This is a genomic window from Streptomyces sp. NPDC052701 (assembly GCF_040678355.1).
Lineage (GTDB): Bacteria > Actinomycetota > Actinomycetes > Streptomycetales > Streptomycetaceae > Streptomyces.
Genome location: NZ_JBFATO010000027.1, coordinates 83,946 through 100,268 on the forward strand (window position 1 = coordinate 83,946; position 16,323 = coordinate 100,268).

Annotated in this window: 11 protein-coding genes; 6 read left to right on the forward strand and 5 right to left on the reverse strand. The window is 70.2% G+C overall.

The genetic code is table 11. The features are described from left to right. Positions 1–31: 31 nt before the first annotated feature. Positions 32–1,051, reverse strand: a complete 1,020-nt coding sequence (locus tag AB0L29_RS25845) for a LacI family DNA-binding transcriptional regulator (RefSeq protein WP_365830131.1) — start codon at positions 1,049–1,051, stop codon at positions 32–34. Positions 1,052–1,357: 306 nt separating this feature from the next. Between AB0L29_RS25845 and AB0L29_RS25850 the strand changes: the two genes are divergently transcribed. From AB0L29_RS25850 to AB0L29_RS25865, 4 genes are all read left to right on the forward strand, one after another. Continuing rightward, positions 1,358–2,863 carry an alpha-N-arabinofuranosidase gene (locus AB0L29_RS25850; RefSeq protein ID WP_365830132.1) on the forward strand — a complete coding sequence of 502 codons (1,506 nt, stop codon included), beginning with the start codon at positions 1,358–1,360 and terminating at the stop codon, positions 2,861–2,863. 56 nt (positions 2,864–2,919) lie between these two features. After that, positions 2,920–4,275: an ABC transporter substrate-binding protein gene (locus AB0L29_RS25855; RefSeq protein ID WP_365830133.1), complete on the forward strand. Its 1,356-nt coding sequence runs from the start codon at positions 2,920–2,922 to the stop codon at positions 4,273–4,275. A 115-nt stretch (positions 4,276–4,390) separates the two neighbouring features. Further along, the gene (locus AB0L29_RS25860) at positions 4,391–5,251 is read left to right on the forward strand and encodes a sugar ABC transporter permease (RefSeq protein WP_365830134.1); all 861 of its coding nucleotides are present in this window, start codon (positions 4,391–4,393) and stop codon (positions 5,249–5,251) included. Next, on the forward strand, positions 5,248–6,159 hold the full coding sequence (locus AB0L29_RS25865; protein ID WP_365830135.1) for a carbohydrate ABC transporter permease: 912 nt from the start codon (positions 5,248–5,250) through the stop codon (positions 6,157–6,159). Before AB0L29_RS25860 ends, AB0L29_RS25865 begins: the two co-directional genes overlap by 4 nt. Positions 6,160–6,665: 506 nt before the next feature. On the opposite strand, the gene AB0L29_RS25870 is transcribed toward AB0L29_RS25865, so the two are convergent. The 4 genes from AB0L29_RS25870 to AB0L29_RS25885 all read right to left on the reverse strand — a co-directional run bounded on the left by AB0L29_RS25870 (position 6,666) and on the right by AB0L29_RS25885 (position 10,678). Next, the gene (locus tag AB0L29_RS25870; protein ID WP_365830136.1) at positions 6,666–7,535 is read right to left on the reverse strand and encodes an AraC family transcriptional regulator; all 870 of its coding nucleotides are present in this window, start codon (positions 7,533–7,535) and stop codon (positions 6,666–6,668) included. 239 nt (positions 7,536–7,774) lie between these two features. Next, a complete protein-coding gene (locus tag AB0L29_RS25875; protein ID WP_365830137.1) occupies positions 7,775–8,719 on the reverse strand; it encodes an EamA family transporter in 945 nt (314 codons plus the stop codon). Positions 8,720–9,381: 662 nt separating this feature from the next. Then, the gene (locus AB0L29_RS25880; RefSeq protein WP_365830145.1) at positions 9,382–9,876 is read right to left on the reverse strand and encodes an NAD(P)-dependent oxidoreductase; all 495 of its coding nucleotides are present in this window, start codon (positions 9,874–9,876) and stop codon (positions 9,382–9,384) included. A 136-nt stretch (positions 9,877–10,012) separates the two neighbouring features. Then, positions 10,013–10,678 carry a TetR/AcrR family transcriptional regulator gene (locus AB0L29_RS25885; protein ID WP_365830138.1) on the reverse strand — a complete coding sequence of 222 codons (666 nt, stop codon included), beginning with the start codon at positions 10,676–10,678 and terminating at the stop codon, positions 10,013–10,015. Positions 10,679–10,787: 109 nt separating this feature from the next. Between AB0L29_RS25885 and AB0L29_RS25890 the strand changes: the two genes are divergently transcribed. Continuing rightward, on the forward strand, positions 10,788–11,735 hold the full coding sequence (locus AB0L29_RS25890; RefSeq protein ID WP_365830139.1) for an SDR family NAD(P)-dependent oxidoreductase: 948 nt from the start codon (positions 10,788–10,790) through the stop codon (positions 11,733–11,735). Between the two features lie 1,162 nt (positions 11,736–12,897). Further along, positions 12,898–16,182: a GH92 family glycosyl hydrolase gene (locus AB0L29_RS25895; protein ID WP_365830140.1), complete on the forward strand. Its 3,285-nt coding sequence runs from the start codon at positions 12,898–12,900 to the stop codon at positions 16,180–16,182. Positions 16,183–16,323: the final 141 nt, after the last annotated feature.

The following is a 16,323-nucleotide window of genomic DNA, read 5'->3' on the forward strand; positions in this document are numbered from 1 at the left end:
TGGTCGTCCGACAAGGATCCGTGTCGCCGCTTCAACCCCGCGTGCTTTCGCGCACGATCAGCCGGTGGGCCGCGGCCACTTCCCGGGGGCGGGCGCGGGCCCCGACACGGCGGGGGCCGTGGATCTGCTGCTCCAGCATCTCCACAGCGACCTGGGCGATCTGGTGCTTGTCGGGGGAGACGGTGGTGAGCGTCGGCGTGCTGTAGCGGCCGTCCTCGATGTCGTCGAAGCCGGCGACCGCAACGTCCTGCGGGATCCGCAGGCCCTGAGCCAGCGCGGTGCGCTGGGCACCGAGCGCCAGGAGGTCGTTGAAGCAGAAGACCGCCTGAGGGGGCTCGTCCAGCGCCAGCAGCCGCGCCATCACCTCGGCGCCGTCCCGCCGGTGGTAGGAGTCGGTCGGCGGCGCCAGCGCCTCGTCGTAGGGCAGGCCGGAGGCGGCGAGCGCCTCCTTGTAGCCGGCGAGCCGCAGATGTGCGGTGTTGGCACTCGGGCTCGTCTGGCGTCCGATGGCGCCGATCCGGGTGTGGCCGAGGGACAGCAGGTGCTCCGTCACCTCCCTCGCCGCGCGCTGGTTGTCGATGGCGACATGGTGGGTCGGGCCGTCGATGACGCGCTCGCCCAGCAGGACCAGCGCGGTGGTGTCGCTGCGCTCGGCCAGTTCGTCCCGGCCCACCGTGATCGGGCTGAAGATGAGGCCGTCGATGCGCTGCTCACGGATCCCCTCGAGCACCTGACGTTCGCGTTCCGGCTGGCCGTCCGTCTGCTCGATGATGACGGTCCAGCCGCGGTCGGCCGCGGCGTCGATGACGAAGCGGGTCAGCTCCGCGAAGTACGGCGCGTCGAGTTCCGGCAGGGCCAGGGCGATCACTCCGGTGCGTCCCTGGCGCAGGTTGCGGGCGGACAGATTGGGACGGTAGTCCAGCTCCGTCAGGGCGCGTTCAACCCTCTCCCGTGTCGGCGGCGCCACGTACGTGTAGCCGTTCACGACGTTCGACACGGTCTTCACCGAGACTCCGGCCAGGGCTGCGACATCCTTGAGACTGGCTGCCATCAAGTCACCTCCACTGCGCCGATGACGGCGCTTTCACTCGCGCGGCGAGCACCACCCTGGCACAGGGGCCGCTCGTCCCGGCAGCCGCTCACCGTTCACGGCCGGAGCCAGGACCACGATTCGAATACGTAGCGTGCGACCACTTTACGACGCTGTTTCAACGATGTAATCGTACTCCCCACAGACCGCGCAGATCTTTCGGCCGCGTCGCGCCACCGCCTCGTTCCGCGCCGTTCCCGGCGGCGGGACCTGGCACTCGGCGGTGCCCGGCTCCGTCATCCGTCAGACCTCCAGGAGTACTCCCGCATGGTCACAGCCCGACTCACCCTCGATCCGGCCTTCGCGGTCGGCACCGTCGACCGCCGGCTGTTCGGCTCCTTCGTGGAACACATGGGCCGGTGCGTCTACACCGGCGTCTTCGAGCCCGGGCACCCGGCCGCGGACGAGGACGGATTCCGTACCGATGTGCTCGATCTCGTACGGGAACTCGGCGTCACCACGGTGCGCTACCCGGGCGGCAACTTCGTCTCCAACTACCGCTGGGAGGACGGCGTCGGCCCCGTCTCCGAGCGGCCCCGGCGCCTCGACCTGGCGTGGCGCAGCCTGGAGAGCAACGCCTTCGGCCTCAACGAGTTCATGCGCTGGGCCCGCAAGGCCGGCGTCGAGCCGATGATGGCGCTCAACCTGGGCACCCGCGGGGTCGCCGAGGCGCTCGACCTGCTGGAGTACACCAACCACCCGGAGGGCACCGCCCTGTCCGAGCTGCGCCGCTCCCACGGAGCGGACCGGCCGCACGACGTGCGCATGTGGTGTCTGGGCAACGAACTCGACGGCCCCTGGCAGATGGGGCACAAGACCGCCCACGAGTACGGGCGGCTGGCGGCCGAGACGGCCCGCGCCATGAAGCGCTTCGATCCCGGTCTCCAACTGGTCGCCTGCGGCAGCTCCAACGCTTACATCGACACCTTCGCCTCGTGGGAGGCCACGGTGCTGGAGCACACCTACGAGTTCGTCGACTACATATCGCTGCACGCCTACTACCAGCCCGAGAACGGCGATCTCGACTCCTTCCTGGCCAGCGGGGAGGAGATGGACCGCATGATCTCCGCGATCACCGCCACCGCCGACCACGTGGGCGCCCGGGTGCGCAGCGGCAAGAAGATCAAGCTGTCCTTCGACGAGTGGAACGTCTGGTACCAGAGCCGGTTCGGCGGCGAGTCCTCCCTGGCGTGGCGCGAGGCGCCGGAACTGATCGAGGACGTCTACGACGTCACCGACGCGGTGGTCGTGGGCAGCCTGCTGATCACCCTGCTGCGGCATGCCGACCGCCTGGGCGCCGCCTGTCAGGCGCAGCTCGCGAACGTCATCGCGCCGATCATGACCCGGCCCCAGGGCCCGGCCTGGCGACAGACGATCTTCCACCCCTTCGCCCGCACCGCGCGCCACGCCAGGGGCACGGTGCTCCGCGTCGAACCGGACTCACCGGTCGTCGACACAGCCAAGTACGGTCCGGTACCCGCCCTTTGGGCGACCGCCACGCACGACGAGGAGAGCGGCGACGTGGTGCTCTTCGCGGTGAACCGCGGCTCCCGGGAGCAACTGGCCCTCTCCGTCGGCCTGCGCGCCTTCCCCCGCCACCGCGTCGTCGAGCACGTGGTCCTGCACGACGAGGACCTGACAGCGGCGAACACCGAGGCCGCACCCGACCGGGTCCGGCCGCGCGACGTGGCGGGCACCAAGATCGACGACGGTGTTCTCAGCACCCGTCTGCCGCCCGTCAGCTGGACCATGATCCGCCTCACCGCCCCCTGACCCACCCCTCGCTGTCCAACGGGCCCGACGACGAGCCCGAATCCAAGGAGCAGGAAATGCGCAGCACTACTTCGTCCATCCCCCCGGTCCGGCGCAGAGCGTTCCTCGGCGCGGCCGCCGGCGTGACGGCCGCCGGCTTCCTCACGGCGTGCAGCGGCGGTACCAAGGTGGGAGCCGGGGAGAACGACACCGGTGACGCCCCGGCCTTCGGCGGCGGCGAGTACGACGGCCCCGAGGTCACCCTCGAGTACTGGAACGGGTTCACCGGCGGCGACGGCCCGCACATGAAGGCCATGCTGGCCGCCTTCAACGAGAAGTACGCGGGCCGCATCACCGTGAAGAACACCACCCGGCGCTGGGAGGACCTGTACCCGGCGATGCCGACCGCCATCAGCGCCGGCAAGGGCCCGGACGTCGCCGTCATCCACAACGACCAGATCGCCACCTTCGCGGTGCGCGGCACGCTCATACCGCTGGACGACGTCGTGTCGGCCCTGAAGCTCACCGAGTCGGACTTCATCCCGGCGGTGTGGCAGGCCGGCGTCTACGAGGGCAAGCGCTACAGCGTCCCGCTCGACGTGCACTGCCTCGCCGACTACTGGAACGTCCGCCACCTGACCCGTGCGGGCCTGGAGAAGGCCCCGACCGACCGCGAGGGTTACGAGAACGCGCTGAAGGAGCTGAAGTCCGCGGGTGTCTCCCAGCCCTTCTGGATGCCGAACAAGTGGCCGGCCCACCTGATGTTCATGAGCCTGTTGTGGCAGTTCGGCGGTGAGCTGTACGACGAGGAGGGCACCAAGGCCCTGTGGGGCTCGGACGCCGGCGAGGAGGCCCTGGCCTGGATGACCGAGCAGATCCGCAAGGGCTACAGCCCCGGCCAGGTCGCGCAGGACGCCCAGTACAACGCCTTCAAGAACGACAAGGTCAGTTTCACCTGGGACGGCATCTGGCAGATCAACGACCTGAAGTCGACGGCCGGGAAGATCAAGTGGGACATGGCATCCATCCCCACCATCGGCTCCACACCCGCGGTGTGGAGCGCCAGCCACAACTTCGTGCTGACCTCCCAGGCCGGGCGGGACAAGAACAAGGTTCAGGCCGCGAAGTTCTTCATCGACTACATGAGCGAGCGGTCCACGGAGTGGGCCCGGGCCGGCATGATCCCCGCACGCAACAGTGTCCGCGCCGAGGCCGGGGTGGCCCGGCTGCCGCAGACGCAGCTGGCGAAGGACGTGGATGTCTTCCGCTTCCTGCCGGCGCTGCCCGGCCTGGGCGACGTGCAGAGCAAGGCGCTGGAACTGGCCGTCCAGAAGGCGGTGCTGGGACAGCAGCCGCCGGCCGAGGCACTGTCCGACGGGGTGAAGACCGCCGACAAGATCCTGGCCGAGAACAAGCAGAAGTACGCGAAGTGAGGCGACGTCGGTGCGACGGCTGAAGACACCGCCGTCCGCCACCAGTGCACCGCGAGTCCCGGACCGCGGCGCGGTCCGGGCCGTCTCACGGTCCTACCGGTGGTGGACCCCCTACATGTTCATGGCACCGTACCTGGTGCTCTTCCTCACCTTCGTGGTGATCCCCATCGGCTACGGACTGTGGATCAGTCTGCACGCGTGGGACATCAACCTGCCCGCCAAGCCTTTCGTGGGCCTGGCCAACTACCGGGAGCTGTTCGACCCGGACGGGGTGGAGGCCCCCCGCTTCTGGCGGGCCATGCGCGCCACCGGCGTCTTCACCCTGCTGTCGACACCGTTCCTGCTGGTCGTGCCGTTGTTCACGGCGTTGCTGATGAACGGCAGGTTCCGGGGCCGCAACCTCTACCGAGCCGTGTATTTCGCCCCGTATGTCCTCGGGGTGGCCGTGGTGGGCCTGCTGTGGCGTTTTCTGCTCGACGGCAACATCGGCCTGGTCAACCACTACCTGGGCCTCGTCGGCCTGCCCGGCGACATCCAGTGGACCACCGACACCCCGGCCGCCTGGTGGGCGCTCGTCCTGGTCACGGTGTGGTGGACGCTCGGGTTCAACTCCGTGATCTACCTCGCCGGTCTGCAGGACATCCCGGCGGAGCTGTACGAGTCGGCCAAGGTCGACGGGGCGAACGCCTGGCAGCGCTTCGTGCACGTCACGCTGCCCGGGCTGCGGCCGGTGGCCCTGTTCGTGGTGAACTCCACGCTGCTGGCCTCGGCCAACATGTTCGGCCAGTCGTACATCATCACCGGCGGCGCGCCGGCGGACGAGACCAAGACGGCCATCTTCCTCATCGCGGAGACCGGTCTGCGGCGGTTCGAGATGGGCTCGGCGTCCGCCATGAGCTTCGTCCTGGCCCTGGCCCTGATGGCGGCCAGCGCCGTGGTCTTCCGCGTCTTCCGCGAGCGTCAGGAGGGGCGATGACCCACACGGAGATCACCGGCCGGCCGAGGGCCGGCGGCCCGCGCGAGCAACGGCACTCCCCGCGGCCGGCCTCGGCCGCCACCGCCCGGCGCCTGCGCCGTTCCCTGCTGCACCTCGTCCTGGCCGTCGTGGCGGCGCTGTACCTCAGCCCGCTGCTGTACATGCTGGCCACCTCGTTCAAGACCAGGGAGGCGGCCGGCGCCACCGATCCGCGGTGGATCCCCTCCCCCGCCACCTTGCAGGCCTACGAGCACATCCTCACCGCCACGGACAGCCCGGTCGGGCGATGGCTGTTCAACAGCGTCCTCGCCGCCGCGGCCCACGCCGGTCTGGTCCTGGTCACAGCGACTCCCGCGGCCTACGCGCTGGCGCGGATGCGGTTCAAGGGCCGGGGGATCTTCTTCACCTCGATCGTCGCGACGCTGTTCGTGCCGCCCATGGTGCTGCTCATCCCGAACTTCCTGATCGTCAACGAGCTGGCCTGGGTGGACAGTCTGCCCGCGGTGATCGTGCCGGGCGCGGCGAGCGCGTTCGGGGTGTTCTTCCTGCGCCAGTTCTTCCTGACGGTTCCGGCCGAACTGGAGGAGGCCGCCGAACTCGACGGCTGCAACCGGTGGCAGATCTTCGTCAAGGTGGTCCTGCCCCTGTCCAAGCCGGCGCTCACCACGCTGGGCATGCTCTCCTTCCTGGCCAACTGGAACGACTTCCTCTGGCCGTTGTACGTGCTGCTCAGTCCCGAGTCGCTGACCCTGCCCGCGGGGCTGGCCAACTTCCAGAACGCCAACAGCATTCACTACGACCTGCTGATGGCGGGCGCGGTGATCGCCAGCGTGCCGGTCCTGCTGCTCTACGTCGTGGCCCAGCGGTGGGTCATCGAGGGAGTGTCCCGATCGGGTCTCAAGGGCTGAGCCGGGTCCACGCCCAGCTCTTGCACGGCGTCCTTGACGGCGTCTTCAAGGACGGCGGCCGGGCCAGGCCTGGATTCCCTCACCGCGGGCTTCCACCCGCGACGTCCGGCCGTCGAACGTCCGGGACCTCCATGAAGTGAGTTCGCAGTGCGGTGTGGCGCAGCGGCTCGCCGCATGAGGAGCAGGCGACGCCGGCCCGAGCGTCGTGGCCGCATCCGGTGTGGTGCATGACCACGCGGACTCCGCCGCCCGCACGACCGCGCAGACACGATGAGGGACTTCCAGGCCCTCTCCGGCCCGCGCATGAACGAGGCGGGACCGGCGGCGCCGGATCCGATGCGCGCCTACGCCGCCCGGACCGGCCACCGCTGACCGTTCACATGGTTCAGGCCCACAACGCCGATGGGGAAGGCGCTGCGGGCCTGTCCACTGTGCCGCCGCACTCAGAGAGCATCAGCGGAACGGACCAGCCGGCGGCCCGGGGTGATTTCCGTGACCGCAATCCGTCACGCCGGTTCGACGGGGAGCCACAGCTCGCAGGTCGCGGTACTGAAGTCGTCCACGCGCTCGAGGACCGCGACGATCGAGGGACCTGGCCGAAGACGCCACGGGTTGGAGGGGAACCACTCCGTCGCGGTCGCGGCCCAGGTCGTCTGCAGGGCCTGCGGATACGGTCCGGCGGTGTAAAAGACCGCCCACTTGCCGGCCGATACCTCGATGGCGTCGAGGTCGTCGGGGACCGGCGTGTCCCGGGAGACGGCGACCCCGTGCAGGTAGGTCAGTTCGCTCCCCTCCGTCCCGTCGGGGTCGAGATCGTCGCACACTTGCAGCAGGCCCCCCGGTTCGGTGTCGCCGAGGGCCTTCAGCCGGAGGTGCTCCTCTTGCGGCAGTGCGGCGATGTGCTGCTGGATGTGCGGGTTGACGCCCTGGTGGATGAGCGGAACCCGGGCTGCGTGTCCGACCAGCCGGAACGCGGGGCGATCGATGAGGCGGGTGTCCATGGGGACGCTCCCTTCGACGGTCAGGTGGAACCTGAGCTGCGGTTGTGTGCGCAAGGGGCCTCCGTCGCGGCGCACGTCGCTGAGGCCGGCGCCGTGGACCGCACGGAACGCGCGTCCGAACGCCTCGGTCGAGCTGTATCCGTGCCGGACGGCGATGCTCAGCAGATCGTCCTCACCCCGGACCACGTCGGCAGCGGCGACGGTCATGCGGCGCCGGCGCATGTATTCCGACAGCGGCATGCCGGCCAACGACGAGAACATACGGCGCAGGTGGTATTCGGTCGTGCCGAGCTCCCCGGCCAGTCCGTGGACGTCGAGCTCCTCGGCGAGGTGCTCCTCGACGAGATCGACAAGCCGGTTGAGTGCCGAGATCATGAGGCCTCCTTTCGATGTCAACCCTGCCTGGCAGCACCCCGGCCGGACCCGACCGTTGCGATCCGGTCCGATCATGCTGCTGGACGGACACCGAGCCGGCCGCGCCCATACCGCCGGGCAAGCGCTTGCTCAAGGCCGGCGTGGTCCGAGGCATGGTGATCGGCCGAGTGACCGAAAGGGTCCGTCGCGGGATCTGGCCCGTGGACGCCTGACGGGTTCGCGACGTGGTCGCGGCCGGCTCAGCCCTGGCGGCGCGCCGCACGCAGCGCGTCCGCCGAGGCGAGCACGGCGCCGCCGGTGATCAGCACGCAGGCGGCGGCGACGGGCCAGCTCGCGTCGGCCCGTCCCGTCGCGATCAGCAGGGCCGTGGACAGCAGCGGGGCGAAGTACGACAGGGTGCCCAGGAGCCGGATGTCGCCGTGCTTGGTGCCGTGGTCCCAGAGGTAGAACGCGCCGCCGACCGGCCCGAGGCCCAGCGCGAGTACCGCGAGCCACTGGCCGCCGCCGGGCCGGACCGTGTCCTCGAACAGCAGATGGCAGACGGCCGCGAGCACCGCGGTGGCCAGGCAGAAGAACGCCACCATGTCCGTCGGGACTGCCGGATGCCGCCGGTTGGCCACCGAGTACGCCGACCACACCACCGCGCAGACGGCGGCTGCCGCGTACCCGAGCAGGTACTCCTCGCGGAACTGGACGCCCTGCCCGCCGGTGACCAGCAGGAAAGTGCCGCCGAGTCCGAGCACCGCGCCCGCCGCGTGCCACCAGCGCAGCCGTTCACCCGGCAGCAGTGCGGAGAACACGACGATCAGCAGCGGCCACAGATAGGCGATGAGGCCCGCGTCGACCGCGGGGGCGTTCCGCAGGGCCACGAAGTAGAAGAAGTGGTAGCCGAACAGGCCGCCGACGCCGAGTGCCCAGGCCCCGCGGGGTACCGCGCGGGCCGGCGCTCCGCCGCCGCGCAGCGCCCGGGGCAGTCCGAGGACGCCGCCCACCGCGAACGCCATGGCGGTGAGCTGGAACGGTGGAATCCGCCCGGTCAGCGTGGTGAACAGGGCCAGCGACGCCCACAGCAGCACGGCCCCGGCGCCGATCGCGGTGGCCCTGAGCTGCAGGGCCGGATGTGTCGCGGTCTCGTGCTCCTCCCCCGGCGCCGCGGCGCCGGCTCGCGCGTTCCGAGCGTCCACATGCCCTCCAGCTCACCGCCGACGTATGACGGTCCGTCAGCCCACGGCCACCCGGGGGCATCGTAGGGAGGCGCGTCGCGTGGACCCGTGCTTTCCGGTCAGCGGGCGGGCCGCCAGGACAACGGGCCCCTGCTTCTTCACCGACGGCCGTCTGTGACACCGCGCGTCCACGCCCCCACCGGAGGGCTCCCCGCCCTTGAACGGGTGAGGGCCTTCCGGTTCGGTGTGGATTGCGGCGTCCACACCGTCAGAAAGACCTTCGTGCCCCACCGTAATCGCCCCCCTGTCCGGGACCGGACGCCTGCGCCTGGCCCGCTGCGTGGTCGACGACGGCCGGCCCGCAGCGGGCCGGCCGTACGAGGAGCACGAACTGTGACCTGTCGGGCCGCACCCCGTCGCTCCCCTCGGCACTGTCACGTTGGCGAGTGGTACGGGAGAGCCTTCGAGCCGGTCTTGACGGAGGAGGGGGTCCGTGGAGAGCTCGCCGGCGTCGTACCGGGGGCACGGTACCCGGCCGGGATGATGTCCCGCTGCGTGTGGCTGTACTTCCGCTTCCCGCTCGGTTTCCGCGGGGCCGAGGAGGTGATGCTCCGGCGCGGCGTGCTCGTCTCCTGCGAGACGTGGCCCTGCCCCACCCCCTCCGCCTTCGCCACCGGTCCTTGTCAGGCGCTCGTCCGGTCGGCCTTCCACGCCCGGTAATGCTGTACGGGGTTGTCGGTGAAGGAGAAGTGGCGGGGGCGCCAGCCGAGGAGGCGGTGGGCCTTGGCGCTGGAGACGAGCTCGTCCTGGTCGGCGGCCACCTGCATCATGCCGCCCGCCTCCGCGGGCTCCAAGGTGATCTCACCGGTGTAGCCGGCGGCACGGACCGCGACACGCTGCACGTCCAAGGCCCTCAGACGCTGGTCGTCGGCTATGACGAACACTTCGCCGTCGACCGCCGCCGGGTTGTCGAGGATGCGGACGTAGGCGTCGGCGAGGTCGTCGACATGGACCCAGCTGTAGTGCTTGGAGGTGTCGCCGTAGAAGACGGGTTTTCCGGCTTCGGCCGCGGCGAACCACTGTCCGCTCAGGGAGGTGGTGGCCGGGCCGCCGTACACGAAGCCGGGGCGCACGATGGTGTGGGCGAGTGGGCCGGCGGCGAGTTCCCTTTCCAGCAGAAACGGAAGCCGAGAGGGCTTTCGGGGTCGCCCGGGGTGTTCTCGTCCCGCCGAGGGTCACCAGGTGCAGCACGGAGCGGGAGAGCCGGTCGAGCGCGAGAGGTACAGAGGTTCGGCCTGTTCGGTGCAACGCTGGTCAGCGGCGGGGCAGCACGCCCAGGAGGGTTGCGGTCAAGGCCTGCTTCAAGTAGTCCTCCAGGTCCAAGTGGAAGCGGGCCAGGTCGGGCTCGGCCTCGTAGGCCGCCTGCAGGCTGGGCGGGGGCGTGCTGTACGCCGACAGCGCGCCGGCCATGACCATGGTCTGCAGGCTGAACAGTGTCGCGTTCTCGCCCAGCTCCGGCAGGTACTTCCGGAGCAGGGCGGTCATGGTTGTCAGGCGGTCCAGGGAGGCGCGCTTGTAGCGTGCCACGACCTCGACGGAGACGTTGTGCTCCAGGACGCTGCCCTGTGCGCCGAAGAGCTCGCACAGCGCCTTTCGGCCGGACAGTGAGCGGCCGAGGATCTCGGCCACCGCTGCCGCCCGCTCGGGCATGGGGAGGTCTTCGTCGACGCCGGCGGCCAGCTCCCCTGCCAGTTCCGTCAGCCACTCCCGCAGATAGCGGTCGAGCAGCTCCAGCAACACCGCCTCGCGAGACTCGAAGTAGCGCAGCACGTTCGGCTTCGCCAGGCCTACCCGGCGACTGAGCTCGTTCAGGGTGACCGCGGCCACAGGCATCTCGTCGAGCATCGCCGACGCCGTGTCGAGGATCGCCCGTCGGCGGATCTCCCGCTGCTCTTCGGTTCGCGCCCGCTGGAAAGTCACGCTCCCCAGTCTAAATTAGATACCTTCGGTACGTTGACAACGTACCGAAGGTACTTTAACGTCGAGAACACAAGATACCTTCGGTACTTTAGATGGCTGGGAGCCTGACATGGGCAAGAAGTGGACAACAGCAAACATTCCGGACCAGCGCGGGCGGGTGGCCGTGGTGACCGGGGCCAACACCGGACTGGGCTACGAGACCGCCAAGGCGCTCGCCGAGCACGGGGCGTCCGTGGTGCTCGCCGTGCGCAACGTAGAGAAGGGCGAGCAGGCCGCGGCCCGCATGACCGGCGACGTGACCGTGCAGGCGCTGGACCTGACCTCGCTCGACTCCATCCGGACCGCGGCGGCGGCGCTGCGGTCCCGGCTCGACCGGATCGACCTGCTGACCAACAACGCCGGCGTGATGTACACCCCGAAGCAGACCACCGCCGACGGCTTCGAGATGCAGTTCGGCACCAACCACCTCGGCCACTTCGCGCTCACCGGGCTGCTGCTGGACCTGATGCTGCCGGTGCCCGGCTCGCGCGTGGTGACGGTCAGCAGCACCGGCCACCGCATCCGGGCCGCGATCCACTTCGACGACCTGCAGTGGGAGCGGTCGTACAGCCGGACCGCCGCCTACGGTCAGTCCAAGCTGGCCAACCTGATGTTCACATACGAGCTGCAGCGCCGGCTCGCCTCGCACGGCACCACCGTCGCGGTCGCCGCCCATCCCGGCGTGTCCAACACCGACCTTCTCCGCAACACCCCCGCCGCGCTCCGCCTGCCCGTCACCTGGCTCGCGCCGCTGATCACCCAGACGCCGGCCATGGGCGCCCTGCCCACCCTGCGCGCCGCCACCGACCCCGCCGCGCTCGGCGGCCAGTACTACGGTCCCGGCGGGCGCAACGAGATCAAGGGCCACCCCCGGCTGGTCACCTCCAGCCCGGAGTCGTACGAAGTAGCCGTCCAGCAGCGGCTGTGGGCCGTCTCCGAAGACCTCACCGGCGTGAAGTTCCCCGTCGTTCAGTCCCAGCAGAACTCGTTTCCCTCCGGACCGGCCATCACGATGTAGCCCGCGCCGGCAGGAGGCGCCGGCTCGTCGCGGCGCTCCGCCGCCCGACGGTCGGCGCGATCGAGAAGAGCCGATACCGGAACAGCGCATCCAGCCCCACGGGGAGGTGCGCCTGAACATGGGCAGCCCCCTCCAGCTCGCGGTCCCTGCCTCCACCGACCCCGAACTGGAACGGACGACCTGAGCACAAGCGCACATCACTTGCCCCCTCGCCATGTCCCTGGAGGGGCCAATCTTCGATCCGGAAGTTACTCGCAGGTCACTTGCCACCTGGTTCGTCGCTCGTCAACGGCATCCCGAGCTGCACCACCCTCCGGTTCCCCGGGCCCCCCAAGAATCCACGGACCCGTCGGCTTGGCGCCGGGCCGATCTCGACCACATGGTCCGGCTCGGGTGGGTTCGCTCGCCGCAGTCGATCCTGGTCCGCTCCGGCGCCTCCCGGGCCGGGCGCCGGCTTGGTGCGGCGTGCTGCCCGGAGCGGTTCGACGCATGAGCCAGCCGCACCCGATCGGGTTTCGAGCCGGGCCGGCAAGCTGCCACGCGCCCTCGGACTCCTGCCGTGGAGGGGAGCCGCGAGAGGGCGGGAACCGCTCTTCGGCCCTTCCCTCGATCGACACGGCGGCCCTCGTGGCGAGGAAGGGATAAGCGAGTACGGCCGGGTTGATGTGCCGGCACCAACTGGTACCGGAAGCCTTGACAACGATGTCAGAGGCGTGATCTAGTCCGCTTCCATCCAGCCGAGTGCCGCTGATTGCGCTGCGAAGGAGGGCTCACCGCGATGACCTGCACACCGCTTCCCTCCCGTGCATGAGACCGAGTGAATTCGCGAGCGCCGGGCCCCTCGGGCCGGCGCTCCATCCCGTGCGTCCCGCCCGTGCGCCTCGCCCGTTCGCCCACGGACGGAGCCTTCGTCGGCGGGCTGTCACCTGCGATGCGGAGGCGTACGCGTCCGGCGCCCGCGGGCGCGTCTCGCGCGCCTGGACCGTGCAGCAGCCGTGTCCACGGCGAACGCCTGCACACAGACCGATCATCCCCTACCCCAGCACCCCATGCCCGAGCGCCGCGCATGTGGCCGGTCGAATGCGGCCGCTCCGTCCGTCGCTCCGGGATCACCTCTCATGTCGCGCAGCACATGACGGGTGAGGAACAGGAGACCGCTTCCATGCACAGACCCCTCCACCGATTGCGTAACCGCGCGTCAACAGTCCTCGTCGCACTGCTCGTTGCCGGCGGTGCCCTGGGTCCGACGCCGGCCGCCGCCCAGGCCCCCGCGGCCGCTCCTCGACTCACGTCCCTGGTCAACCCGTTCATCGGCACACAGAACTTCGGCAACACCTTTCCCGGCGCGAGTGCCCCCTTCGGCATGGTCCAGGTCAGCCCGGACACCGGCGGCCAGGGCGGCTACGACTACCAGCAGGACAAGATCCACGGATTCAGCCAGACCCACCTCTCCGGCGTCGGCTGCTCCGTCATGGGCGAGCTGCCGCTCATGCCGACGACCGGAGCGGTCGACAGCGTCGACCCCGATGCCTACCGCTCGGCCTACTCTCACGACGACGAGGACGCCGAACCCGGTTACTACCGGGTCGGGTTGAAGAAGTACGACATCGACGCCGAGCTGACCGCCACACCCCGCACGGGATGGCAGCGCTACACCTTCCCCTCGACCGACCGCGCCAACGTCCTGTTCAACACGGGCAAGGCCAACCAGAAGGTGTACGGCTCGGAGGTGCATGTCGTCGGTGACCGGACGGTCGAGGGCCGTGTCGAGGCGGGCAACTTCTGCGCGGGCAAGGACCGGCACACCGTCTACTTCACAGCGACCTTCGACAGGCCGTTCGCCTCGCACGGCACCTGGCGCGGCACCACTCCCGCCCCCGGTGAGCGGGACGCGGCCGGCGAGGGCGGGAACGGCGCCTGGGTGACCTTCGACGCCGGCACCGACCGCGACGTCGTCGTCAAGGTGGGGCTCTCCTACACGGGTGTCGAGGGCGCCCGGAAGAACCTGAAGGCGGAGACGGAGGACTCGTACGACTTCGACGCCACTCGCGCGGCGCTGCGTGCGACCTGGGAGCGCCAGCTCGCCGCTGTCAGGATCGACGGGGGGCCGGCCGAGCGGCAACGCGCGTTCTACACGGCCCTCTACCACGCGCAACTGCACCCGAACCTCGCCGGAGACGTCGACGGCCGGTATGCGGGCTTCGACGGCAAGACCCATGTCGCGTCGGAGTTCACGCCCTACCAGAACCTGTCGCTGTGGGACACCCACCGGCCGCACAACCAACTGCTCCAGATGCTGCAGCCCAAGGTCGCCCGCGATGTCGCGCTGTCGGTCGTCGCGATCGGACGGGACGGCGGCTGGCTGCCGCGCTGGTCGCTCGCCAACAGCGAGACCAACATCATGACCGGCGACCCGGTGACCCCCTTCCTGGTCGAGGCGTGGTCCAAGGGCCTGCTCAAGGGCTACGAGAAGGAGGCGTACGCGCTTCTCAGGAAGAACGCCCTCGGCACGCCGCCGGACGACTCCCCCTACAACGGCCGTGCGGGAGTCGCCGCGTACCAGGAGCGTGGCTACATACCCAGCGGGCTGGAACCGGGGAAGGACTGTCCGGACAAGGGCGGCGACAACGACTGCCGGCATCCCGCTTCGGCGACCCTGGAGTACGCGGCGGCGGACGCGTCGCTGGCCCTGATGGCCGAAGGGCTGGGACACACCGCGGACGCCCGCGTGTTCGCGGCACGCGGCCAGTGGTACCGGAACCTGTGGGACTCCTCCATCGAGCAGTTCCGGCCGCGCACGACCGACGGCACCTGGCTGACGCCCTACGACCCCGTCGAAGCGGGCCACCAGTTCCATGAGGGCGGCGCCCACCAGTACCAGTGGCTGGTGCCCCAGGACCCGGCCGGGCTCGTCTCCCTGATGGGCGGCAAGCGGCAGACCGAGAAGCGGCTCGACGCCTTCTTCGCCTACGGCAAACTCCTCGCGGACCCTGCCGGAACCGCTCGCAAGGACTGGATCTCGGCGCCGTACGACTACTACGGGAAGCCGACCTACAACCCGAACAACGAGCCCGATCTGCACTCCCCGTACATGTACCTGTGGGCCGGCGCACCTGCCAAGACCGCCACCGTGGTCCGCGCCGCGATGACGCTCTTCACCGACGGGCCCGACGGCATGACCGGCAACGACGACCTGGGCACCATGTCGGCGTGGTACGTCTTCTCCTCCCTGGGCCTGTACCCGACGACCAACGGCGGCGACTTCCTCGCCGTCTCCAGCCCGCAGTTCCCGTCGGCGGTCGTCCGCATCGGCGCCTACGGGAACGAGCAAGGCGGCACCCTGACCGTCGAGGCACCGGGTGCGAGCGACACCCGGCGCTACGTGAAGCAGGCGAGATTCGGCGGGAAGAGCCTGCGCGCCACCTGGCTGGACTGGGACGCGGTCGCCAAGGGGGGAAACCTCGCCTTCGAGATGGCCGGCGAGCCATCGGCATGGGGTACGGGCAAGGGCGACGAGCCGCCGTCCGTGAACCGCGCGGCAGCCGATTCCCGCCGGCACCTCGACGCCTCGCTCCGCACCGGCTCCGACGTCCTGCCGACGGCTGACAGCGCACAGAGCGTCCGCCTGGAACTGGACGTGCTGGGCCAGTTCCCCGGCACGCTGCGGGTGGACGTCGGCGCGAAGGCTCCCAGCGGCTGGACCGTGAAGACCTCCGGGCCCTTCTCGCTCACGTCCCATCGGCTTCCGGTCCAGCGGACCGCGGCGGTGGACGTGAGCGTGCCGGCCGGAACCGCGCCGGGTTCGTACACCGTGCGCATCACGGCGGCCGCGAAGGGTGTGAGGACCGTGGAACGGGCCGCGACCATCGAGGTGCGCGCCGCGGCCCGCTGCGCGGCGGACGTCGACGAGCAGTGTGCCGTCGACCTCGGCAAGGAGGTGAACCACGACGGAACCGCGACTGTCGCAGCTTCCGGCGAGGGCGACTTCGACGGATCGGGATGGAGCTACGACGGCGACCTGCTGCCCGCGGCGGGTCCGGTCGTCTGGGACGGCGTGACCTACGACGCTCCCGATCCGTCCGGGACGGCTGCGAACTTCGTCGAGACCCGCGGTCAGGCCGTGCTGCTCCCGGCCGGGTCGTACAGCGCGCTGCGCTTGGTCGCCGCGGCCCACCACGGCCCGGTGACGACCACGCTCACCGTCCGCTACACCGACGGAACCACCGCCGAAGTGCCGGTCACCGTGGGCGACTGGGCGGGAGCGGTGCCGCAGGGCGGCTCCGTGGCACTGGAGATGCCGCACCGGATCAAGCGCGGACAGGGCGTGGACGGCCCGCCGGTGCGGCTGTTCGGTGCCTCCGCGGACCTCGACGCGTCGAAGACGGTGCGTTCCGTCGGCCTGCGGAACGATCCTCGGGTGCAGATCTACGCGATCACCCTCAGGTAGGACCCCGTACATACGCCGGCCCTCGCCTTCCGGTCGGGGGCCACCCGGTGGCGGCGCTGATCGACGCCGACGCGCTGCGCGCGCTGCACCGCGCCGCCCGCGTCCTGCTGGCCGACCTGCCCCAGCTCACCGACCGGCAGG

Coding starts and splice junctions, on each gene's coding strand:
- AB0L29_RS25895 (WP_365830140.1), top strand. CDS start 12,898: ATGCACAGACCCCTCCACCGATTGCGTAACCGCGCGTCAACAGTCCTC.
- AB0L29_RS25865 (WP_365830135.1), top strand. CDS start 5,248: ATGACCCACACGGAGATCACCGGCCGGCCGAGGGCCGGCGGCCCGCGC.
- AB0L29_RS25870 (WP_365830136.1), bottom strand. CDS start 7,535: ATGATCTCGGCACTCAACCGGCTTGTCGATCTCGTCGAGGAGCACCTC.
- AB0L29_RS25890 (WP_365830139.1), top strand. CDS start 10,788: ATGGGCAAGAAGTGGACAACAGCAAACATTCCGGACCAGCGCGGGCGG.
- AB0L29_RS25855 (WP_365830133.1), top strand. CDS start 2,920: ATGCGCAGCACTACTTCGTCCATCCCCCCGGTCCGGCGCAGAGCGTTC.
- AB0L29_RS25860 (WP_365830134.1), top strand. CDS start 4,391: ATGTTCATGGCACCGTACCTGGTGCTCTTCCTCACCTTCGTGGTGATC.
- AB0L29_RS25845 (WP_365830131.1), bottom strand. CDS start 1,051: ATGGCAGCCAGTCTCAAGGATGTCGCAGCCCTGGCCGGAGTCTCGGTG.
- AB0L29_RS25850 (WP_365830132.1), top strand. CDS start 1,358: ATGGTCACAGCCCGACTCACCCTCGATCCGGCCTTCGCGGTCGGCACC.